14 protein-coding genes are annotated in these 23217 nt (G+C 72.1%); 12 read left to right on the plus strand and 2 right to left on the minus strand.

What is annotated here, in order from left to right:
- Positions 1-128 precede the first annotated feature (128 nt).
- Positions 129-704, minus strand: a complete 576-nt coding sequence (locus tag CcI156_RS03365; RefSeq protein ID WP_076804253.1) for a TerD family protein — start codon at positions 702-704, stop codon at positions 129-131.
- 322 nt (positions 705-1026) lie between these two features.
- Here CcI156_RS03365 and CcI156_RS03370 point away from each other — a divergent pair, with 322 nt between their 5' ends.
- From CcI156_RS03370 to CcI156_RS03410, 9 genes are all read left to right on the plus strand, one after another.
- On the plus strand, positions 1027-1230 hold the full coding sequence (locus CcI156_RS03370) for a hypothetical protein (RefSeq protein WP_369807828.1): 204 nt from the start codon (positions 1027-1029) through the stop codon (positions 1228-1230).
- 298 nt (positions 1231-1528) lie between these two features.
- Entirely contained in the window at positions 1529-2773 is a 1245-nt protein-coding gene (locus tag CcI156_RS03375) for a toll/interleukin-1 receptor domain-containing protein (RefSeq protein WP_011435949.1), read from the plus strand.
- The gene (locus CcI156_RS03380) at positions 2770-4671 is read left to right on the plus strand and encodes a toll/interleukin-1 receptor domain-containing protein (RefSeq protein ID WP_076804254.1); all 1902 of its coding nucleotides are present in this window, start codon (positions 2770-2772) and stop codon (positions 4669-4671) included. Before CcI156_RS03375 ends, CcI156_RS03380 begins: the two co-directional genes overlap by 4 nt.
- A 198-nt stretch (positions 4672-4869) precedes the next feature.
- Positions 4870-5721 carry a hypothetical protein gene (locus CcI156_RS03385; RefSeq protein ID WP_011435951.1) on the plus strand — a complete coding sequence of 284 codons (852 nt, stop codon included), beginning with the start codon at positions 4870-4872 and terminating at the stop codon, positions 5719-5721.
- Positions 5714-9688, plus strand: a complete 3975-nt coding sequence (fxsT, locus tag CcI156_RS03390; protein ID WP_254847248.1) for an FxSxx-COOH system tetratricopeptide repeat protein — start codon at positions 5714-5716, stop codon at positions 9686-9688. The genes CcI156_RS03385 and fxsT overlap by 8 nt, the downstream gene beginning before the upstream one ends.
- Before the next feature lie 123 nt (positions 9689-9811).
- Entirely contained in the window at positions 9812-10879 is a 1068-nt protein-coding gene (locus tag CcI156_RS03395; protein ID WP_011435953.1) for a hypothetical protein, read from the plus strand.
- 130 nt (positions 10880-11009) lie between these two features.
- The gene (locus tag CcI156_RS03400) at positions 11010-13355 is read left to right on the plus strand and encodes an HEXXH motif-containing putative peptide modification protein (RefSeq protein ID WP_076804255.1); all 2346 of its coding nucleotides are present in this window, start codon (positions 11010-11012) and stop codon (positions 13353-13355) included.
- Positions 13356-13499: 144 nt separating this feature from the next.
- Entirely contained in the window at positions 13500-14114 is a 615-nt protein-coding gene (locus CcI156_RS03405) for a MerR family transcriptional regulator (RefSeq protein ID WP_232234930.1), read from the plus strand.
- Positions 14114-15091: an aldo/keto reductase gene (locus CcI156_RS03410; protein WP_076804256.1), complete on the plus strand. Its 978-nt coding sequence runs from the start codon at positions 14114-14116 to the stop codon at positions 15089-15091. The genes CcI156_RS03405 and CcI156_RS03410 overlap by 1 nt, the downstream gene beginning before the upstream one ends.
- 185 nt (positions 15092-15276) lie before the next feature.
- On the opposite strand, the gene cobN is transcribed toward CcI156_RS03410, so the two are convergent.
- Positions 15277-19260, minus strand: a complete 3984-nt coding sequence (gene cobN / locus CcI156_RS03415) for a cobaltochelatase subunit CobN (protein WP_217697666.1) — start codon at positions 19258-19260, stop codon at positions 15277-15279.
- A gap of 244 nt (positions 19261-19504) precedes the next feature.
- On the opposite strand from cobN, the gene CcI156_RS03420 reads away from it, so the two are divergent.
- From CcI156_RS03420 to CcI156_RS03430, 3 genes are read left to right on the plus strand one after another with little or no spacing between them, the layout of a single operon-like run.
- A complete protein-coding gene (locus tag CcI156_RS03420; protein WP_076804257.1) occupies positions 19505-20950 on the plus strand; it encodes a nitrite reductase in 1446 nt (481 codons plus the stop codon).
- Complete coding sequence (locus CcI156_RS03425; RefSeq protein ID WP_023840483.1) at positions 20947-21606, plus strand: precorrin-8X methylmutase; 660 nt, start codon at positions 20947-20949, stop codon at positions 21604-21606. Before CcI156_RS03420 ends, CcI156_RS03425 begins: the two co-directional genes overlap by 4 nt.
- Positions 21606-23186: a precorrin-2 C(20)-methyltransferase gene (locus tag CcI156_RS03430; RefSeq protein WP_076804258.1), complete on the plus strand. Its 1581-nt coding sequence runs from the start codon at positions 21606-21608 to the stop codon at positions 23184-23186. The genes CcI156_RS03425 and CcI156_RS03430 overlap by 1 nt, the downstream gene beginning before the upstream one ends.
- Positions 23187-23217: the final 31 nt, after the last annotated feature.

Raw genomic sequence — 23217 nt, forward strand, 5'->3', positions numbered from 1 at the left:
GGCGCCGGGGACAGCGGCCGCGCCGCCCGCCATTCCCCTGTCGGCGCCCGGCGGTGTCAGACGTTCAAGCCGCGTCAGGTGCCCAGGTCACGTGAGGTGCCCAGGTCACGTGAGGTGCCCAGGCCGCGTCAGACGTCCAGGCCGTAGCTGCGGGCGATCGCAGCCAGGCCGCTGACCCCACCCTGGCCGAGCGCCCGGAAGCGCCAGCCGTCCTGATCCCGGTAGAGCTCACCGAACAACATCGAGGTGTCCCGCGCGGCGGCGGTGGTGAGGTCGTACCGCACCAGCTCGTCATCGGTCGACGCGTTGACGACCCGGATATAGGCGTCGGTCACGTCGCCGAAACTCTGGTGTCGATAGTCGGCGTTATGGATGCTGACCKGGAAGACGATGCGCGTTATTGCACTGGACAGCAGGTCGAGACGCACCTCGATCTGTTCGTCGTCGCCCGCACCCTCACCGGTGAGGTTGTCACCGCGGTGCACGATCTCGCCGCGCGGACTACTGAGGTTGTTGTAGTAGATGAAATAGCTGCGGTTGGGAGCTCGCCCGTCCGCCTGCAGGGCAATGGCGCTCGCGTCCAGGTCGAACTCCTCCGATCCGGGAGCATTCGGATCCCAGCCGAGGCCGACGGTGATGTGCGTCAGGCCGTCGGTGGCTCCGGTGAGCGCGACGCTTCCACCCTTGACGACGTCAATGCCCACGGTTCTCCGATCCCACGACGTTCTCCGGCCCGGCGGCCCCGGCCGGTGCGATGTTCGCGATACGTGACTACCCAAGCACATGAGCGTGTCGCTGGTGCGTGCATCCAGGAGACTGTCCCGACCGGTCTCGGCCGGTCCTGCTGGTCGCGAGCGGCGACGGGTGTCCGACGACCGGTAGCCTACTGGGGAGGAATGGTCACCGACCGATTGGTGTCGGCATCGTTGCGCAGTCTCCAGGATCGTGGCCGGGGACGGAGCGCGGCCACCGGCGGCATCGGCCGGCCCGAATTGGCTAACGTCGGCAACCGTGGATCGACTACCGTTGCTTGTCGGGTCCGGTGACATCGCTCGGGCGCTGGGTCTGACCCGCCAGGCGGTCGACCATCGGCTCCGGATCGATCCGGCCGCGCCGAGCCCGGCCGCGGTGGTAAATCGCACCGCCACCTGGGGCGGGACCCGGATCTGGTGGCGAGCGGAGATTGATCGTTGGCTTCGGCTCGAACCCGAGCACTGGGAAGTGCGCTGAGGGAGGCCGCCGGGAAAACGCGCTGACGGAAATCTGACGGAAAGCAGAGAGGTCCGCCCGGGGCATCCGGTGGCCGGCGGTGGACGTCCACAGAACGTGGGACGTGGAACGTGGGACGTGCTCGATGGACCGGCCTACCCGCCACGTCCGTGTTGAACGATCGTTGTTGAACGATCATTGAGGAAACCGGGCGGGTGGCCATCGCCATGCCGCCGGTCGGCTGATAGCGTCTGATGCCACCGTCCGCCGGGTGACGGTAGGTTCGGGGGCGCATGGTGCTGGCTTTTGAGGGTACCCGATGAAGAACTACTTCTTCATCTCCTATGCGGCAGATGAGGATCGGCGCTGGGTGCAGCGCTTTCACGCCGATCTCGAGTACGAGCTGCGGGTTCAGGTCGGCTCCGCGGTGGGCGGAATCCTGGACACCCGTCCGCGTCCCGGCATGGACGCCGACCTGGCCCTGGCCGCCGGCGCCGGCGGAACCCGCGTGATGGTGGCGCTCTGTTCCGATCCCTTTTTCAGGGACGCCTGGTGCGGGCGCGAGTGGGAGGTCTTCCACTCGCGCATCGAAAATTTCAGCAAGGCCGGTGCGACCAGACTGGAGGACGGTTTCCTCCGGGTGCTGTGGCGTCCGACGCAGGATCCCGTCCCGGCGGTCGCGACGAGGGATCTCGCGGACGCGAGCGCGGGACTCCCCGACACCTATCGCCAGCGCGGCCTGCTCTGGATGATGCGCAAGATGCTGCTCGGGGCGGGCGGGTACTACTGGTTCGTCCGCATGCTCGCGGCGCGGATCGTCGCGGCCCAGCAGATCACCCTGGACCCGGTGCCCGACCTCGCGGTGCGCCGCGCCGCCGCGGCCTTCGGCTCCCACCCCGGCTCGTCCGGGGACCCGTCGGAAGCGATGCCCCCCTTCCTTCCGCTGGCCGGGTCCGTGAACGGGAACGGGAACGTGAACGGGAACGGGAGAGCCGGTTTCCGGACCCACGGCGACGGCGACGAGGCGCGGCGCGCGGCTTCGATCGGGACGGCACCCCCCGTGCCCACGCCGACTACCACCTCCCGCCGAACCACGCCGCCGGTGGCGTCTGACGTACCGTCGCCGCAGACGCCGCTGGCGGAGGTCTCCCGTCTGGTCGCCATCAGCTACGTCGGCGCCGACCAGGAGTGGGCGGACTGGCTCGAATACCTGCTGCGCCGCGGCTCCCACCGGGTCGTGCAGGTCAGATGGGCGCAGAGTAGAGGTGAGCGGCTGGCCGAGACGGTTGACCGCATCGCCGCGCGCCGGCCGGATGTCACCGTGGCCCTGCTGTCGCGGCACTACCGGCCGCCCCGCCCGGAGAACCCCGGCGAGACCGAGATCGAGGCGTGGGAGCGGCTGGGGCTGGCGGGACCGCTCGAGAATCAGGTCATCCGGGCGGTCATCGACCGCGAACCGTTACCCGAGCCGCTGCGGACGCTGCCGAAGCTGGATCTGAGCCGGTTCGAGCCGACCGCGGTCGACGGACTGCTGGCGGGGATACGGGCGGGAGCCCGGCGATGAACGCCTACGCCCGGCCCGGTCGTCGGCCCGGCGATGCGCCCCCGGTGTGGCGCAGCCGCCGGGAGAACGAGCTGTTCGCCGGTCGCGACGACGAGCTGGAACGCATCTGGGACGGCCTGACCCGGCATCGGCGGGTGGTGCTGGTGCCGGAGGGGGACCAGTCCGACATCGGGGAGACCGAGCTCGCCGGCGAGTACCAGCATCGGTTCAAGCTGCGCTACGACGTCTCGTGGTGGGTGGACTGCTCGACGACCGCCGCCGTCCCCGGGCAGATCRGCGAGCTCTACGAGCGGGCCCGCACCGAACTTCCCGGCCCCCCTCCGGGCGCGGCCGACGCCGGGCCGGAGTCCACCGCGGGATGGTTGGTCATCTTCGCGGGTGTGGGCAGTCCGGACGAGGTGGCGGAGTTCCTGCCCGACGGCGAGGCGCATGTGATCATCATCGCCGACCGCGCCGTGGGCGCCTGGCGGGACCGGACGATGCCCATCGGGCCATTGCGTCGTCGCGAGTCGGTCATGCTGCTCACCAGCGCGGCGCCGATGGTCGACCCGGCCACCGCCGCCCAGCTGGGGGAGTTGGTCGGACACCGGCCCGCCCTGCTCGCGGAGATCGCCGGGTACCTGATCCGCGAGGCGGTCGTGTCGCCGGAACTGTGTCGGCGCCTGCTGGAGATGGCGGCGTCGCGGCCGACGCCGGCCGTCCGGGACGCCGCCGGCGGTGACCAGTCGTCCCGGGCCCAGGCGATGCGTGGTTCCGGAACCCCCGCCGGGGCCGCGTCCGGGGCCGCGTCCGGGGCCGCAGCCGGGGCCGGGGCCGCCGTCATGGTCGCAGGCGAGGTACGTGACCCGGTAGGGCGCAACGCGGCGCGGGCACCATCGATTCCTGTGATCAACAAGCACGGCTGGCCCCCCCGGGAGGTCGACGAGCTCGTCGCGGCCCTGATGCGGGTGGAGTACATCGCTGACCTGGCCGGTTTCGACCACTGGTTCGACGAGCTGACACGGATCCTCGGTCGCACGATCGCGCTGACCTCCCCGGTCGTCGCGGTCCGCCTGACCACGCTGGTCAGCGAGGCGGTCGGCCAGCCCGATCCCGGCATGCTCGACGCCTTGCTGCAGGCCCTCGACCTGGTCGCGCCGCGCGACGACCGGTCCGTCGTGGACTTCCGGCGCTTGGTGACCGAGCTGCAATCCCACTGGAGCGGCGCGGGCTCGGCGCTGCCCGGCATGTCATCACCGGTGCCCGCCTACCAGCTTCCCTCCTGGCCACCGCTGCTGTCTGGAGTGCCCTCCTCACCCCCGCCCAGCCACGGGCCGTCGGGCACCCCGACCTACTACTTCTTCACCAGCCACGCGCACCGCGACGACCGGGATCGCGTGGCCATCTTCCATCGGGAGCTCGAGCTGGAGCTGCGCCGCAAGGTCCGGCGCCGGATCCGGCCGACGGGATTCTTCGACGCCGACCGGCTGGGCGGCGGGGAGCACTGGCCGACCTCGCTGCGCGACGCGGTGCGCACGGCTCCGGTGCTGGTCGCGCTGTGGTGTGACGACTACTTTGAGAGCGACTGGTGCGGCCGGGAGTTCGGCGTTTTTCAGGAACGTATCCGCCGGGCGACCAAGCCGGGCGGGAACCCGCCGTCCGGGATCATTCCCGTGCCCTGGCTGCGGCGGGACGCCGAGGTACCCGAGGCGGCCCGTGAACTCCACATCGCGCATATGGAGCTTGGTCGTCAGTATGACAACCTTCCGGTCCTGGATTTGATGCGCCATCCCGCCGCCTTCGCGGAGTATGTAAGTCTGCTGGCCTACCGGGTCATGGATGTCGCTCGCGACCAGCTGCCGCCGTTGGACGCCGAGGTGACGGAGCTCGTCCGTTCCCCGTTCCACCATCAGCCGTGAGCTGCACGGAGCCGTGATGAGCTGCACGAACACCCCACGGCCGGCACCCGGCGGCAGCGCGCCGCGACCGTCCCGCCGTACCCGGATCCCCGCGGTGAAGAATGTGGTCCGACCTGTGCGAGCTGCCGTGGACGTGGGAGGCCCGGGTGCGATGGTAGGGCAGAGGCCCTGCGCCGAAAAACGGCGTGAGGGDGACCTGTGACACCGTTCTTTCTGGTCCATCACGCGCTCGCCGGCGGTGACAGCAGCTATGTCGAACGTTTCTTCGGAGATGTACAGAATGCGGTTTACGAGCGCCTCGGCTATCGTGAGGTGTTCACTGGCGAGGCGGCCGGCGCGGCGGAGTCCTCGCCGGCGACGGGGGGCCGCTCCAATCCCGATGCGCTCCTGGCGCCGGTGATGGTGGCGCTGTACTCGGACGCCTACTTCACCGACCACCAGTGCCTGCTGGAGTGGTCGCTGTTCCGGGAACGGCTGCGGTGGCACCACCATTTCACCGGTCGGAGCTCTCCGGCGCTGGTCGGTGTTCCCTGGTCCATCCGATCGGTACCCGTGCCGGCTCAGATCGCGGAGGCGGGGATGCTTGTCGGCGACTTCGGCGCGGGCTACACGGCGAGCGGCGCGTTGCAGCTGATCCGGACCGGTTCCGCCTCGGTCTGGTACCAGCAGTTGACCGAACGGGTCAGTGAACTGATCGTGCGTGCCCGCGGCGACGAGCCGCCGGCACTGTCCACGCGTGACGTGGAGTTCGTCGAGCGGTCGGGGCGGACGGACTGGGTGTCGGCCGGTCGGGGCCGGGGCACCCGCTGGTCTGCCGGCAGCTCCGCGACGCTGCTGATCCCGCCGGCTCCCCTGGTCCCCCTGGCCTCGACGGTTCGCACGGCTCCAACCCCGGCGGCTCCAACCCCGGCGGCCATGGCTTCGGCGGCCATGGCTCCGGCCCGAGTCGGTGGCCGGGAGCGTCGATGGCGGATGGCCGATCCCGAGCACACCCGTCGACCCATCCTGCGTCGTGCCGGCGCCGCCGAACTGGACGATGACGATGACTGAACTTTCCGAGCAACCACCGGAACTTTCCAGGCAACCACCGGAACCGGCGGGTCACGACACGCCGGGCGGGCGCGCCGGCAGGCCGGCGCAGATCATCACCTTCTACTCCTACAAGGGCGGTTCGGGGCGCACGATGGCACTGGCGAACGTCGCCTGGCTGCTCGCCGCCTCGGGTAAGCGGGTTCTCACCGTCGACTGGGATCTGGAGTCTCCCGGCCTGCACCGGTATTTCCGCCCGTTTCTGCAGAACAGGGAGCTGGACTCGAGTGACGGCGYCACCGAGATGCTCCAGGGTTTCATCCGGGAGATCGACCGGCTCCAGGACGCGCCGCCGTCGACATCCGCGGAGCAGGCCTCCGTGCCGGACGCCGACGCGGTGCGCGAGATCATCGCCCTGCACGGCGACTTCCGGCACAACATCGAGACCATCGAGTGGCCCGGGTTCCCGGGCGTCGGACGGATCGACTTCCTCGGTCCCGGCCGGCAGACGTCCACGAGCGCGGTGCTGGTGGCCACGGTGCCCTGGTCGACGCTGTTCGAGGACGCCGACGGCCGGGCGTATTTCGCCGCGCTGCGTGAGCGCATGCGGTTCGCCGACTACGACTACGTCCTCATCGACAGCCGGACCGGCACCTCGGACGCGGCCGGCGTCTGCACCCAGCTCCTGCCGGACACCGTCGTCATCGGATTCGCGCTGAACAACCAGTCCATCGACGGCGGCGCCGGGGTGGCCCGCGAGATCCGTAACAGCAAGCGGGACATCCGGGTGCTGCCCGTCCCGATGCGGGTCGAGGACACCGAGCAGCGCAAGCAGGAACTGCGCCGCCGCGCGGCGTTCCACGCCTTCCGCCCGGTGTTGGCCGACCTGTGCGGTTCCGACCCGGAGGCACAGCGGAGCTTTCTGATCGGCCTGGAGATCCCCTACAAGGCGGTCTACGCCTACGAGGAGGTCCTGGCGGCCTTCCAGGAGGATCCCGCCAGCCGGCTCGGCGTCCAGGCCGCCTACCGGATGCTCGCCGGAGAGCTTGCCGGCGCCCCGATCGATGCGCGCCCCGTCCCGCCACAGGATCGGGAGCGGGTGCTGCGGGACTTCGAGCAGTACGGACCGCCCGCTCCGCGGTCGGTGGCGATCTTTGGGGCGCCCGAGGACCGGCCCTGGGCGGACTGGCTGGTGTCGGTGCTGGGAGCCACCGGGGTGCGGATCCGACCGCTGCCCCCGATGGCGCTGACCCCCGCCGACTTCCCCGCCGTCGAGTCACTGATCGTGATCGGATCACCGCATCTGGGCCCGGACACCCCGGGTGAGTCCCTGGTGCGCGAGCAGATCCAGACCCGGATCCGCCAGCGCGGCTCGCGGGCGGGGGTGGTGGTCGTCGAGGTGGGTTCGATGCGGCTCGACTCCGCCTACCATGGAGCCGAGATCATCTCCCTGCCCGCGCGGAACGAGCGGGACGCGGGGGTCGTGGTMCTCGAAGGGCTGGGGCTGCCCGTTCCGCGGGCCCGACTCGACGACCTGYGGGTGGTCGCACCCCGGTACCCGGCCCGCCGGCCCCGCTTCTGGTCGGTGCCGGCCAGGTTCGCCCAGCCGTTCGTCGGACGGCACGCGGTGCTGGACGAGCTGCGCGACCGGCTGCTGCCGGGGGGCCGACCGAGCGGGCTGTGTCCCCTGCTCGGCCCGGACGGCGTCGGGAAGAGCGCCATCGCGGCCGAGTACGCGCACCGGTTCGACTCCGACTACGACATCGTGCACTGGATCTCGGCGGGTGACGCCGCCTCGGTCCGGGCGGGCCTGCGCGACCTCGCCGAGCGGCTGCGTCCCGGCAGCGACGTCCCGGACGCGCAGCGTTCCCCGAGCGAGCAGCTCGAACGGGTCGCCCTGGACGCGCTGCGCCAAGGCGACCCCTCGGCGCGCTGGCTGCTTGTCTACGACGGCGCCGCCGACCCGCGGACGCTGGCCGGGCTGTTGCCCGTCCCGACCGGCAACGGCCATGTCCTGCTGACTTCGGCGGATCCGGCCTGGGACAGTGAACCCGGCGCGTTGTGGGTGGACCCGTTCACCCCGGCCGAGAGCCGGGCGTTCCTGCGCCGGTGGCTGCCCGAGGTCGGTGAGGACCGGCTGGCGACGATCGCCGAGCGGCTACGGCATCAGCCGTCGGGCCTGCGCACTGCGGTCGGGCGGCTTCGCCAGGACCGGCGGGGAGTGCCGGTTGACGATCGTGCCGTCGACGCCTACCTCACCCAGCTCGCCGGGGTCGCACCCGAGCAGGCAACCTGGACGGTGTCGTTCGAGACCCTGCGCACCAGCGACCGCGCGACCCGGCGGGCGGCGGCCCGGCTGCTGGAACTGTGTGCCTTCCTGGCCCCGCAGGGCGTGCCGCTCGCCCTGCTGGAATCCCCGGTGATGCTGCGCCATCTCGCCGAGGCGGTGGGGGACGACGCGATCGCCGACCCGACCGTGCTGCCCGAGCTGTGGGCGGAGATCCGCAAGCCCCGGCTGGCCGAAGTCGACACCGTACCCGACGGTCAGTTCCGCCTCGCCGCGCGCTGGCAGCGGCTCCTCGTCGAACGGATGCAGCCCGCCGAGCGGACCGCCGCCCGCGAGGCGGTGCTCGGCATCTTCGCGGACATCGCCGCGGCCGCTCCGCGGCCCTCGGCCGCCGCGGGCTGGCCGATCTACCGGATGCTGGAGGGTCAGATCCTGGCCTCCGAGGCGATGGAGAGCCCGGCACCCAAGGTTCGGCAGTGGCTGGTGTCCCAGGTGTATGTGATGTGGCGGTCCGGCCGGCTGGAGTTGGGCCGCGGCATCGCCGAGGATGCGTTGCGCAGATGGCGCGACCTGTTCGGAGCGGACGACCCGCTGACCCTGCGGATGGCCGCCCACCTGGCCATGGTGCTCCGCGGTCTGGGACGGTTCCAGGAGGCGTACGACCTGAACACCGACACCCTCGCCCGCCAGCGCCGCCACCTGGGCATTTTCCATCGCCACACATTGATCACCGCGATGAGTTACGGCATCGACATCCGGGAGCTCGGCCGGTACGCCGAGGCAGCCGCGGAGGAGAGCAGCACCCTGGTCGGTTTCCRCGACCGGCTCGGCGACAACCACCTCGACACCCTCATGGCCGCGAGCAACCTCGCGCTGTCCACCTTCCTGGACGGGCGGGCCCGCGAGGCGCTCCACCTGAGCCTGGACACCATGGCGCGGCTACGCCTGGCGGGGGCCGAGGGCACCTCGCAGTTCTGGTGGCTGCAGGCGCGGGCCGGGATCTGCCATCGGGAGCTGGGCGAGCTGGAGCAGGCGGAGCGGTTGCTGCGGGAGRCCGCGACCAACCTCGCCGGCATCGAGGGGGCGACGACGCACCTGACCCTGCGCTGCAACAAGCATCTCGCGGTCGTCCTGCGCCTGCGGGGCAGCCCGGACGCGGCGAGCCGCCTCGCCGGTGAGACGCTCGAGCGCTACACCGAGATCTACGGGGCGTCCGACCTGGGCACCCTGGCCTGCCTGCTGAGCCGTGCCGGCCATCTGCACGCGCTGGGCGAGCACCACCGGGCGTCCGTCGAGGCCGAGTCGTGCCTGCGGGAGTACGAACGTCTCCACGGCCCCGAGCATCCGTTCACGAACATCTGCCGCTCGGATCTGTCCATCTACCTGCGCGCGGACGGGCGGCTGGCGGAGTCCCGCGCACTGGCCGAGCAGGCCCACCTCACGCTGGTCGACGAGCTCTACCAGCACCACCCGTTCGCGCTGGCCGCCGGGGTGAACCACGCCGCGAGCCTGGCGGCCCTCGGCGAGACCGAGGCGGCCCGGGCGCTGGACGAGGATCTGTTGCGCGAATCCGAAATGTCACTGGACAGCAGCCATCCCTACCTCCCGATAATGCGGGAGAACCTGGCGGTCCTCACCGGCCGGCAGGCCGGCGGTGGGCGTGGCCATCGAGAAGTCGACATCGACATCTCCAGCATCTGAGTAGCGTGATGAGGTCGAGCGACGAGTGCACAGTGGCAATCCGCCGGCGGCCGGTCCGCCCGGACCGGGGTTTCCGGTCCGGCGTCGGCCGCCACCCGCCGGGAGCGGCAGAAGGATGAGCTGATGGTGACTGTTCCTGATGATGTTGTCGAACCCCGCATCGTCACCGCGCCGCATGTCGGCGACGAATACAACGGCATCCGGCAGAAGTTCCGCGGGACGGTGGCTGTCACGGGTGCCCAGTATCTCGAGTACTACGTCCACGGATTGCCGACGGTGTCGGCCGATCTTCTGCACCATCCGCGGCTGGCCGACTGTTTCCGTGGTTCACGCACGGTGGAACGGGCCCGCCGGGACTACGAGATCATCGGCCGGCAGCTAAACCACCGGATGACGGAGCTGAACACCTCGCTGGCCGCTCTCGCCAACGGGCGGCTAATCCGGACGGTCTTCGCCGCGCAGGACCGGGCGGTGCTCTACTTCGACGTCGACGAGGGGCAGTACATCGTCGGGGTCTCCCTCGGCGCGGACGCCATCGAGTCCGCTGACCTGACGCTCTCGCGGACCGCGACGGAAATCCGGGCGGCCCGGGGGATCGGCGACCCCAACTACGGCGGCTATCACCGGGGGGACGGCACGTTCCTTCCGTCGCCCACCCGCGCCGACGGTAGCCCGGACACCGGCTCTCATCCATTCGTGTCGTTGCCGAGGCCGTCGGCGCCGGTGTTCGCCAATCCCTGGGCATCGCTGATCAAACGGCGTTGGTCACCCGCCGGGGACTCGCGGGAGGAGGAGTTCCAGGCCCAGGCCGTCAGCGTCCTGAAGCCCGGTGACCTCCAGTACATGGCCCTGGTGCGCGGCGGCACGGTGAGCGCCGCCGACCTGATGGACCACGACGACCTCAACGAATTCTTCGTCGGTCTGAGCCGGGAGGCCCGCCGGGAGGGTCTCGTCAAGGTCGCCGCCAAGTTCCTCGCCCTGAGCGATCTGCTCGACGGTCTGCTGCGATCGGTCCTGAACCGCCGATTGACCCGCACCGTTCTCGACGTGGAGAAGGGTGCGCTGTACTTTCATCGCCTCAGCCGTGACGAGTTCCTGATGGGCGTCACCCTGGATCAGCGTCGGGTGTCCGAAGCCGACCGCCGCTTCCAGCTGCTCGTCCGCCGACTGACGGCTTCGTACGGCTGTTGAAAGGCGCCGGATGACGCCAGGCGAATCCCGTCGATGGACGGGATCATTGTCGATGTCCTCGCGTATTCTTCGTCGAGCAGGTCCCCGCGTCGMGCCGACGCGTACCCGTTGGTGGGGAGGCCCCACATTCATGGCCCACGATCTGATGCCCGTGCCGTCCGGTCTGGTGGATCTCTGCGAGGTCGACGTCGACCGGCTTGCCTCCCTCGCGGGTCCACCCTCGGGAGAATGGCAGCGCTGGATCGCCGCCTGGATCGGCTACCCGGGCAGGCCGCTGCCCGGGGACGTAGCTCTGGCCCTGGGCGGGGATCTGGACCTGACCGACTACCTGCCCAGGACCACATCCTTCGGGGAGATGCCGGACGGCACCGACCCCCCGAAGCCGCCGCGTCTGCCCGGGGCCGCCGCCTGTTCGGGCGGACGGCCCGCGTCCGGTGGCGCCATGACGTCGGGTGGCGCCATGACGTCGGGTGGCGCCATGACGTCGGGTGGCGCCATGACGTCGGGTGGCGCCATGACGTCGGGTGGCGCCATGACGTCGGGTGGCGCCATGACCCACGCCTCTCGGCGGCTCGTCCGTCCTACCGGATCCGCCCGTCGGGTGGTCTCCCCACCCGTCGCCCGGCATCGGATCACCCCGAGGGACATCGAGGCCGTGGCGGGCGGGTCGCCGGGTGCCGCACCGCTGCGCGAGCTGCTGCGGGGTCAGATCAGCAAACGGATGCTGATGCTGTGGGCGTTGCTGCGCGGCCTTGAGAACGCCGAYCTCGACGACGCGACGCGCACCTGCGTAGATGAGGCGCTGCGGGTGCTCGGGGACGCTCAGCGGCGGGCCCGCGACGCCGTCCACGACCTGCTCCTGCACCCGACGATCGGGACCTGGCTCGCCGGCAGCCTGCGGCGGTGCTGGCAGGGGTCGGCCGGACCCGACCTCGACCGCCTCGGTTATGTGGGTGGGATCGCGGTGGCCGCCGCCCTGCGGGCCCGGATGCCGTGCCGGGTGCCGGTGCGGATCATCGACGGGCTGGTGTCGATCCCCACGATGGGCGTCGTCGGGTCGGGGGCCACGAGCGGTTGGGGCGTCGCGCACGTGTCCGACCGGCGGGTGACGCTGCGTGGCAGCGCCGGGTGGGGACCGGCCGGTGGTGACGGCTGGACTCCGGCGCGCATGCTGTCGAGCACTGTCGACGGTCACCGAATCGCACTGACGCTGGAGGACACCGACCCGTTCCGGGCCGCGGACACGCTTCCCCTGCCCGTCGCCGCGCGCTGCGACGAGGCGGCGGCCCGGTGGCAGCGCCTGCTCGACGGCGCCTGGAGTGTGCTCGCGGGCGACGACGGGGTGCGGGCGGAGGAGGCCGCCGCGGTCCTGTCGGCGCTGGTCCCGTTGCGTGAGGTCCCGGACCGGCCCGGCACCGGCGTCACCGTGATCGACGCGCTCGGCGCGCTGATGGTCAGCCCGCCGACCGACGCGCTGTGGCTTGCCATCACCGTCGTGCATGAGGCGGCGCACACCAGACTGGAGATGCTGAGCGATCTTGCGCCCCTGGTCGGCCCGCACGACGGCTCCGTGCACTACGCTCCCTGGCGGCCCGACCCCCGGCCACTCGCCCCGCTGCTGCACGGCGCCTTCGCCTTCGCCCAGATCGCGGCCTTCTGGGCGGGGCGGTGGGCCCGGGACGGCGCCGGGTCGGATCTGGGCGCGGCGTACGAGTTCGCCTGGTGCCGGGACGCGGTCTCGGCGGTGCTGCCCGTGCTGCGGGATGCGGCCGGGCTCACCGAGGCGGGCCGCCGGTTCGTCTCGGCCATGGGCGCCAGGATCGACGTCTGGATCGCCGCCGACCTGCCGATCGCGGCCACTACCACAGCCGCCACCGTGCTGCGCGACGTCGCCGTCGTCTGGCGGCTGCGTAACCGCCGGCCCGACCGCGACCACATCGAGAGATGGGCGCGGGACTGGGCTGCCGGTCGGCCCTGYGGACGGCCGGTAGCGCCGTCGTCCCGCCTCGTCCCCCAGACCGAGYCGTACAGCCCGCACCGCCACGCCCGGCAGGCACTGACCTCGCTGCGGTTCGCCATGCCCGACCGGTTCGCCGGGCTCGCTGGTTCTGCCGGGCTCGATCCGGCGGCCTGGCCCGTCAACGCGACCCTCGGAGACCTGCTCTACGTGCGCGGAGACCTCGGCCGCGCGGCCGAGGAGTTCCGCCGGGAGCTGCAGGCCCGTCCGGGGCGGGCGGAGTCGTTCGCGGGGCTGGCCCTGGTGCTGGCCAGACGGGCCGGGGGACTGGAGCGCCGGCTCTACCTCGACCACCCCGAGGCGTTGCTGGCCCTGAGCGTCCGGATCAGGGAGCTGACCGGCTCCACCCCTGACCCGCGCACGCTCGCGCGGTGGATCGCGGCGGGAGGCCCCGGTTACCCGGATCGCTCGTGGCGATCTCTCAAGACGAGGCCGCTACCGGTCGGTGCCCGGCGATAACCCGACGGCGGGGATGCCGGCTGGGATGCCGTCCCGCCGGCCGCATCCCGCTCCGTTCGCGATGACGCATTCGGCGAATCCGGAACAGCGAGTTTCCGCGGGCCGCGTTGACTTCGTGCGCACTCCAAGTCCTAACGTCTTCGTATGGCCACGATCGAGGCGCTCACGGTGACGTCTTCCCCTCCGGCCGTGACGCCGTCTCCGGCCGTGACGCCGTCTCCGGCCGTGACGCCGTCTCCGGCCGTGACGCCGTCTCCGGCCATGGTGGCGGAGCCGGATCAGGGCTGGTGCGCGCGGTTGGACCCGGCGGTCCGCCCGGATGGATGCGACCGGTCCGTTGATCCGTTCGCGGTCGGTCCGGGGGGTGCACCAGAGGCCGCCGGGACCCTCACGATCGCCGAGGCCGCCGCGGCCACCGGAGTCAGCGCGCACACGCTGCGGTACTACGAGCGGGCGGGGCTGATGCGGGACCCGGTCGCCCGTGCCTCGTCGAGCCATCGGCGCTACACCGTCGAGGACGTCCGCTGGGTCACGTTCCTGACCAAGCTGCGGCTCACCGGCATGCCGATCCGGGAGATGGCGCGCTACGCCGAACTGGTGCGCGCCGGGGAGGGGAACGAGGCGGAGCGTCTCGCCCTGCTGACCGAGCATCGCCGCCGGGTCCTGGCGCGCCTCGACGAGGTGCAGCGCAACCTCACCGCCATCAACGTCAAAATCAGCATTTATCAGGACATCTACCAGGAGAGGGTCGTCCGCTGATGYGCAGGGTCGCACTAGGAAGCCAGGGCCTGGAGGTCTCCGTCCAGGGTCTGGGCTGCATGGGAATGTCGGAGTTCTACGGCGCTGGCGACGACGCCGAGTCGGTCGCCACCATCCACCGGGCGCTCGACCTCGGGGTGACGCTGCTGGACACGGCGGACATGTACGGCCCGTACCGCAACGAGGAACTCGTGGGGCGGGCGATCGCCGGCCGCCGGGACGAGGTGGTGCTGGCCACCAAGTTCGGCATCATCCGTGACCCCGCCGACCCGACGGCGCGGGGGATCAACGGCCGTCCGGAGTACGTGCGCTCGGCCTGCGACGCATCCCTGCGTCGCCTCGGCGTYGACCACATCGACCTGTACTACCAGCACCGGGTCGACCCGAAGACGCCGATCGAGGATACCGTCGGCGCGATGGCCGAGTTGGTCAGCGCCGGCAAGGTGCGCTACCTCGGGCTCTCGGAGGCGGCGCCGGCCACCATCCGTCGTGCCCACGCCGTCGCCCTGATCACGGCCCTGCAGACCGAGTACTCGATCTGGTCCCGCGAGCCGGAGGCCGAGATCCTGCCGACCCTGCGGGAACTCGGCATCGGGTTCATCTCCTACAGCCCGCTCGGGCGTGGCTTCCTGACCGGCACCTTCCGCTCGGCCGCGGACTTCGCCGCCGACGACTTCCGCCAGCACCTGCCGCGGATGCACGGCGACAACTTCGACGCCAACCTCGCCGTGCTCGCCGAGATCGAGAAGCTTGCCGCGGAGAAGAACGTGACCCCCGCGCAGCTCGCGCTGGCGTGGGTGCACCACCAGGGCGACGACGTCGTGCCGATCCCCGGCACGAAGCGGCGCCGCTACCTGGAGTACAACGTCGCAGCCACCAGCATCACGTTGACGGCCGCCGAGGCGGAGCGGTTGGGTGCGGCGGGGGCGGGCGTGGCGGGCCCCCGCTATCCCGACATGTCATCCGTCAACGGATAGCGAGGCCCGGTCGAGTCCGCCGCGGTGGCGGGTGCCGCGCCGCCCGATTCCCCGATGGTGGCGGGGGAGCCGTGAGAACGGGAGCCGTGACGCGTGAGGTGGCCCGCCACCTGTCCTCCGCCGGCCCTGCTGCCCGCCGGCCCTGCTGCCCTGCGACTTGGCCGGACCGGCCGGACCCGGCGATCTCAGGCGTCGCCGGTGGGACCGTCCTCCAGGTCGCCCTCGGTACGCAGGTACAGCTCCTGCAGCGCGTCGAGGGTCGCAGCCTCCGGGTGCTCCCACAGGCCGCGCGCCGCGGCCTCCAGCAGCCGTTCGGTGATGCCGTGCAGCGCCCAGGGGTTGGACTCGGCGAAGAACTTCTGGTTCTCCGGGTCCAGTGCGTAGGTTGTGGCGAGCCGTTCGTACATCCAGTCCGCGACCACGCCGGCGGTGGCATCGTAGCCGAACAGGTAGTCGACGGTGGCGGCCATCTCGAACGCCCCCTTGTAGCCGTGCCGGCGCATCGCCGCGAGCCACCGCGGGTTCACCACCCGGGCGCGGAAGACCCGGGAGGTCTCCTCGGACAGCGTTCGGGTGCGGACCGCCTCCGGCCGGGTGCTGTCGCCAATGTAGGCAGCCGGCGCCCGGCCGGTCAGCGCGCGTACGGTTGCGACCATGCCGCCGTGGTACTGGAAGTAGTCGTCGGAGTCGGCGATGTCGTGCTCGCGGGTGTCGACGTTCTTCGCGGCGATGGCGATCCGCCGGTAGGCCGACTCCATGTCCTCCCGGGCGGGGGTGCCGTCGACCCCGCGGCCGTAGGCGTAGCCGCCCCACGTCGCGTATACCTCGGCGAGGTCGGCGTCATCGCGCCAGTTCCGGCTGTCGATCAGAGGCAGCAGCCCGGCGCCGTACGCCCCCGGCCGGGAGCCGAAGATACGCAGGGTGGCCCGCCGTTCGTCGCCGTGCCCGGCGAGGTCCGCACGGGCATGGGCGCGCACGAAGTTGTCCTCGTCGGTCTCGTCGAGGCCKGCGGCGAGCCGGACCGCGTCGTCGAGCATCGCCACCACGTACGGGAACGCGTCCCGGAAGAAGCCGCTGATGCGCACGGTGACGTCGATGCGGGGCCGGCCGAGCTCGGCGAGGTCGATCGGTTCGAGCCCGCTGACCCGCCGCGACGCTTCGTCCCAGGTCGGACGGATGCCGAGTAGGGCGAGCACCTCGGCCACGTCGTCGCCGGAGGTGCGCATCGCGCTGGTTCCCCAGGCGGACAGGCCCACCGACTCGGGCCAGGTGCCGGTGTCGGCCCGGTACCGATCGAGCAGGGAGGTCGCCATTGCCTGGCCCGTCTCCCAGGCGAGCCGGCTGGGGATGGCCTTCGGGTCGACCGAGTAGAAGTTCCGCCCGGTGGGCAGCACGTTGACCAGACCCCGCAGCGGCGAGCCGCTGGGACCGGCCGAGACGTAGCCGCCGTCGAGGGCGTGCAGCACGGCGGTGACCTCGTCGGTGGTCCGGGCGAGCCGCGGCACGATCTCCGTGGCGGCGAACCGCAGCACGGCCGCCACCGTCTCCCGGACCGGGTCGGTCTCCGCGTCCGCGTCCATGCCTGCCGGGCCGTGGACTTTCCTTGCCTTTCCAGAGGCTTTTGTGTCCGGTTTATCCCTCTGGATAGGCAAGGGGGGCAAGGGGATGGTCGCTGGCGAGGGAGGGGGGACGAGGACGGTCGTCACCACGTCGGATGCGGCCGACGGGTCCCAGGCGCGTTCCTCCATCGCCGTTACCAGGGCGAGCGCCGTCGCCTCGGCGGCGTCGACCGTGCCGCGGGCCGCCCGGTCGTCCTCGACGAGCCCGAGGGCCTCCCGCAGCCCCGGCAGGGTGACGCGCCCGCCCCACATCTGCCGGGCCCGCAGCATCGCGAGCACCAGGTTGATCCGCGCCYCGCCGGTCGGTGCTTCGCCGAGCACGTGCAGGCCGTCGCGGATCTGCGCGTCCTTCACCTCGCACAGCCACCCGTCGACGTGCAGCAGGAAGTCGTCGAACTCGGCGTCGTGCGGCCGGTCGGTCAGTCCCAGGTCGTGATCGAGCCGGGCGGCCTGGATCAGCGTCCAGATCTGCGCCCGGATGGCCGGCAGCTTCGCCGGATCCATGGCGGCGATGGTGGCGTGCTCGTCGAGCAGCTGTTCCAGGCGGGCCAGGTCGCCGTAGCTCTCCGCGCGGGCCATCGGCGGAACCAGGTGATCGACCAGGGTCGCGTGCGCCCGGCGCTTCGCCTGCGTGCCCTCGCCCGGGTCGTTGACGAGGAACGGGTAGATCAACGGCAGGTTGCCGATCGCCGCGTCGGTCGGACAGGACGCGGACATGCCCACGGTCTTGCCGGGCAGCCACTCCAGCGTCCCGTGCTTACCCAGATGGACGACGGCGTGCGCGCCGAAGCCGCCGGAACTATCGGAGCCGCCGGAGCCGCCGGCGAGCCACCGGTAGGCGGCGAGGTAGTGGTGGCTCGGCGGCAGGCCGGGATCGTGATAAATGGCGACCGGGTTCTCCCCGAAGCCGCGTGGCGGCTGGACCAACAGCACGATGTTGCCGGCCTGCAGCGCGGCGAGCACGATCTCCCCGTCCGGATTCGCGGACCGGTCGACGTACAGCTCGCCGGGCGCGGGCCCCCAATGCCGTTCGACGCTCTCCCGCAGGTCGGCGGGCAGGGTGTCGAACCACGCCCGGTACCGCGCCGCGCTGATCCGGACCGGGTTGCCGGCGAGCTGCTCCTCGGTCAGCCAGGCCGGATCCTGCCCGCCCGCGGCGATGATCGCGTGGATCAGGGCGTCACCGTCCTCGGCCGTGACCCCCGGCAGCGCGTCCGGGCCGTCGTCGGGCCCGATGTCGTATCCAGCCGCGCGCATCGCCCGCAGCAGGCGCACGACGCTCGCCGGGGTGTCGAGGCCCACCGCGTTGCCGATCCGGGAGTGCTTCGTCGGGTAGGCCGAGAGCATGAGCGCCACCCGGCGTTCGGCCGGTGGGACGTGCCGCAGCCGGCCGTGCGCGACGGCGATGCCGGCCACCCGGTCGGCGCGTTCGGTGTCGGCGACGTAGCTTGTCAGCCCATCCGCATCGATCTCCTTGAAGGAGAACGGCACGGTGATCAGGCGCCCGTCGAACTCGGGGATCGCCACCTGTGTCGCCGCGTCCAGCGGGGACAGCCCGTCGTCCGACTCCGCCCACGTCGCCCGGCCGCTGGTCAGGCACAGTCCCTGCAGGATCGGGATGTCCAGCGCGGCCAGCGCGCCGACGTCCCACGCCTCGTCGTCGCCTCCGGCGCAGGAGTGCGCCGGCTGGCTGCCACCCGCGGCGAGCACGGTGACGATCAGCGCGTCCGCCCGCCCGAGGGTGGCGAGCAACTCGGGTTCGGCGGCGCGCAGCGACGCGCAGTACACCGGCAGCGGATCCCCGCCGGCACGCTCGACCGCGGCACAGAGTGCCTCGACGAACGCGATGTTCCCGGCGACGTGGTGCGCGCGGTAGTACAGGACACCGATGACCGGCCGCACCGCGACCGGCCGCACCGCGTTCCCCGCGAGGACGTCCGGGACGTCCCGGCTGGCTGATGCGTCCGGGGTGGCTGATGCGTCCGGGGTGGCTGATGCGTCCGCGGCCCGGTCGAGCACCCCCCAGGCCGGGATGGTCACCGGTGGGGCGAATCCGGTACCGGACAGTAGCAGGGTGTCGGCGAGGAATCGGTGCAGCTCGCCGAGGTTGGCCGGACCGCCCTGGGTTAGGTAGGCGTGTGCCTCGGCACAGATGCCGCCGGGCACCGTGGAGACGGCCATGAGCTCCGCGTCCGGGGTCTGTTCGCCACCGAGCACGACCACCGGGCGCGGGCCGGCGAGCAGCGTGTCGAGCCCCTCCTCCCAGGTCCGCCGGCCGCCGAGGATGCGCACCACGACCGCATCGGCACCGCTGGTCAGCGCCGGGAGATCGGCGACGGAGAGCCGGGCCGGGTTGGCGAGGCGGTAGCTGGCTCCGCTCGCCCGCGCGGAGAGTAGGTCGGTGTCGGACGTCGACAGCAGCAGGACGACCGCGTCAACCTCCGTCTCCCCGGCTCCTGGTGTCTCCCCGGCTTCGCGGGCGAACGCGGTCGACGGATCGTCGGAAGGGTCGTCGGACGGATCGGTGGGAGGAGTCTGCACAGGCGACATGGTGATGCCTTTCCCGGGGGTCCACGCCCCGCGTCGGTGGCCGTRCCTGGGGCGCACTCCCCGGTGACGGTGGCGGGACCGCACCGGATTCGCACCGGATTCGCACCGGACTTCCTCGCCGTTCGCCGCTCGTGGCCCCGTCACGATCGCAGAGAGGTGGGCGGTGTTGTCAAGCACTCCGCTGTCGTCGTGACAAAGAAACGATCAACCGGCATCGCCCGAGTCCGGCACGTATGCTCCGCCGGTGCCCACCAGTCCGCGGGAGCGTGTCCGCGACGCCTGCCCCGGTGTGCTGACGACGCATCCGGCCGCGGACGGCGCGCTCGCGCGGCTGCGGCTGCCCGGGGGCCGGCTGACCGCCGCCGCGGCGAAGACCCTCGCCGGCTGCGCGCGGGAGTTCGCCGACGGCCACCTTGAGCTCACCTCCCGGGCGAACGTGCAGCTACGCGGCCTGGCCGACGGCACGGCCGAGGAGCTCGCCGCCCGGGTGAGCGCGGTTGGCCTGCTGCCCTCGACGACGCACGAGCGGGTCCGCAACATCGTGGGCTCGCCGCTGTCCGGACGCGGCGAGGCCGGCTGCCGGGACATCGCGCCGGTCGTCGCCGAGCTGGACCGCCGGCTGTGCGCGGATCCGGCTCTCGCCGCGCTGCCCGGCCGGCTGCTGTTCGCCGTCGACGACGGCAGCGGGGACCTGGCCGGGCTGCCCGCGGACCTCGCGCTGCGTGCCCTGCCTTCCGGGGAGATGCTGCTGGCCGTCGCGGGCGCGACCCGCGCGCTGCGGTTGCCCGTCCACGTCGCCGTACCCGCGCTCCTCGCCGCGACGCGGGCCTTCATCGAGGCCCGCGCCGCGGCGGGCACCGCCGCGATGGCCTGGCGGATCGCCGAGTTGCCGGGCGGACCGGGCGGACAGGACGGCCTGCTCGCGGCTGCCGCGACCGAGGCCGGGGTCGTTGGGATCGTCCAGGCCGCTGGAATCGCTCAGGCTGCTGGGAGCGCCACCGTTCGGGCCGGCGCGTGGCCCGGTCCGCATCCGCAGCGTGATGGCCGCCGGGCGTTGACCGTGCTCGTCCCCCTGGGGCGGCTGAGCGCCGACCAGCTCGACCTGCTCACCGCCGCCGCGGCGGCCGGTGGTGGTGACGGTGCTGGCGGAGCGGGCGATGCCGAAGACGGCGTCCTGGTTGTGACGCCGTGGCGGTCCGTCGTGCTCCGCGATCTCGACCCGGYCGAGGCTACCCGGTGGTCGAGGGCGGCGGCGGACGCGGGCCTGGTCGTCGATCCGGCATCATCCTGGGTCGGCGTGACGAGCTGTGCCGGTCGGCCGGGATGCGCCCGGGCGTTGGCGGATGTCCGCCGCGACGCGGCGGTGTCCGTGCGGATCCGAGCTGACGACCCGTCGGCGCCGACGCACCCGGCCGGGAGGCCGCGAGCCCTCCCACCCGTCCCGGTTGGCCCGGCCCTCGCGCCGGTGCACTGGTCGGGTTGCGAGCGGCGCTGCGGGCAACCGGGAGGACGGGTGGTGGAGGTTGTGGCGACCGGGTCCGGCTACCGGATCCGTCGGACGGGTCTCGGAGCCGCCGCCGTCGCATCCGTCGGAGCGGATGGCGGTGAGGCGACGGTCGTGTCGTCGAGCCCCGTCGACGGTCACCGGGACCTGGCCGCGGCCGTCAGGTCGGCGAGGAGGCTGGCATGAACGGCGCATCAGACATGAGCGGTGTGCAACGTTACGCCTACGTTCGCGACGGCGCGGAGATCTACCGTCGGTCGTTCGCGACGATCCGGGCCGAGGCGCGTCTCGATCGACTGCCCGGTGACGTCGCCCGGGTCGCGGTCCGCATGATCCACTCCTGTGGAATGGTGGATCTCGTCGACGATCTCGCTTTCACCCCCGGCGTGGTCGCGGCGGCGCGCGCGGCGTTGCTGGCCGGCGCCCCGGTGCTCTGTGACGCGCAGATGGTGGCGGCCGGTGTGACCCGCCGTCGGCTGCCCGCCGCGAACGAGATTCTCTGCCTGCTCGGTGATCCCCGGGTGCCGCGGCTCGCCGAGCGGCTGGGCACCACCCGCAGCGCCGCGGCGGTGGATCTGTGGGCGGATCGACTCGCCGGCTCCGTGGTGGCGGTCGGGAACGCTCCGACAGCGCTGTTCCGCCTGCTGGAACTCGTCGCGGCCGGAGCCGGGCGACCGGCGGCGGTGCTCGGCGTGCCCGTGGGGTTCATCGGCGCCGCGGAGTCCAAGCAGGCCCTCGTGGATGATCCGGCCCGGTTGGAGTATCTCGTCGTGCACGGTCGGCGGGGCGGCAGCGCGATGGCGGTCGCCGCGGTCAACGCGATCGCGAGCGAGGAGGATTAATGGTGCCGTCGAAGGGCCGGCTGTGGGGAGTCGGGGTTGGACCGGGGGATCCCGAGCTCGTCACCCTCAAGGCGGCCCGCCTGATCCGTGACGCCGACGTGATCGCCTACCACAGCGCCCGGCACGGCCGCAGCATCGCCCGGTCGGTCGCCGCGAGCCAGCTGCGCGGCGACCAGATCGAGGAGGCGCTGGTCTACCCGGTCACCACCGAGACGACCTCCCACCCCGGTGGCTACCGCGGCGCGATCGACGAGTTCTACGAGGACTGYGCCAAGCGGCTGGCCGTCCACCTCGACGCCGGCCGGGACGTCGTGGTCCTCAGCGAGGGTGACCCGTTCTTCTACGGCTCGTTCATCCACCTGCACCGGCGCCTCGCCGACCGGTACCCGACCGAGGTCGTGCCGGGGGTGACGTCCCTGTCGGCGGGGTGCGCGGTGCTCGGCCGGCCGCTGGTCGAGGGCAACGAAGTCCTCACCGTGCTGCCGGGCACGCTGCCGCCGACGGTCCTCGCCGAGCGTATCGCCGGCACGGACACCGCCGTCGTGCTCAAGATGGGACGGACCTTCCCGGGGGTCCGGGACGCCTTCACCGCCGCGGGACGTCTCGCGGACACCTGGTACGTGGAACGGGCCACCACCTCCGGCCAGCGCATCGCCCCGCTCGGTGCGGTAGACCCGGCCACGGTGCCGTACTTCTCGCTCGCGGTACTGCCGAGCCCGGTCCGGGGGCCGGACGATCCGGCGCCGCTGCGCGCGTCGCAGGCGGGCTGGGTACCAACGGCGCCCACCGTTGGTAAGGCTGGCGCCGTTGGTACCGGCGGCACGCCCGGCGCGGGGGAGGTCGTCGTGGTGGGCCTCGGACCGGGCGCCGCGGGCTGGTTGACGCCGCAGGCCGCCGAGGCGCTGGCCGCCGCCGACGACCTCATCGGCTACGGCCCCTACCTCGACCGGGTGCCGGTCGATCCACGCCAGCGCCGGCACGCCTCGGGGAACACCGTCGAGGCCGAGCGCGCCGAGCTCGCCCTCGAACTGGCGGCCGGCGGCGCGAACGTCGCCGTGGTCTCCTCCGGTGATCCCGGGGTCTTCGCGATGGCCACGGCCGTCGTCGAGGCCGCGGCGGCGGAGCGGTTCGCGGGCGTCGAGGTGCGGGTCGTGCCCGGGCTGACCGCCGCGCAGGCGGTGGCGAGCCGGGTCGGGGCGCCACTCGGCCACGACTTCTGCGTGCTGTCGCTGTCCGACCGACTCAAGCCGTGGGAGGTCATCGAGCGGCGGCTGCGGGCGGCGGCCGCGGGCGACTTCGTCCTGGCGCTGTACAACCCGGCTTCCCGTACCCGTCGCCATCAGCTGGAGCGGGCCCACGAGGTGCTGCTCGAACACCGCCCCTCGGACACGGTGGTGGTTATCGGCCGGGATGTCGGCGGTCCCACCGAGAGMATCACCGTGACGAGCCTCGGTGCGTTCGACCCGGCCGAGGTCGACATGCGCTGCCTGCTGCTCATCGGCTCGTCGACGACCCGGGTGGTGCGCCGTGGCCCCGGCCGGGACCTCGTGTTCACCCCACGTCGTTACCCGGTCACCTAGCCTCCGGTCACCTAGCCTCCGGTCACCTGGG

The organism is Frankia sp. CcI156, assembly GCF_001983015.1.
Lineage (GTDB): Bacteria > Actinomycetota > Actinomycetes > Frankiales > Frankiaceae > Frankia > Frankia casuarinae.

What these genes read in the sequence shown, in the direction of transcription:
- CcI156_RS03375 (WP_011435949.1), top strand. Translation starts at nt 1,529, where the DNA reads ATGAAGAACTACTTCTTCATCTCCTATGCGGCAGATGAGGATCGGCGC.
- CcI156_RS03395 (WP_011435953.1), top strand. Translation starts at nt 9,812, where the DNA reads ATGGTGACTGTTCCTGATGATGTTGTCGAACCCCGCATCGTCACCGCG.
- CcI156_RS03405 (WP_232234930.1), top strand. Translation starts at nt 13,500, where the DNA reads ATGGCCACGATCGAGGCGCTCACGGTGACGTCTTCCCCTCCGGCCGTG.
- CcI156_RS03425 (WP_023840483.1), top strand. Translation starts at nt 20,947, where the DNA reads ATGAACGGCGCATCAGACATGAGCGGTGTGCAACGTTACGCCTACGTT.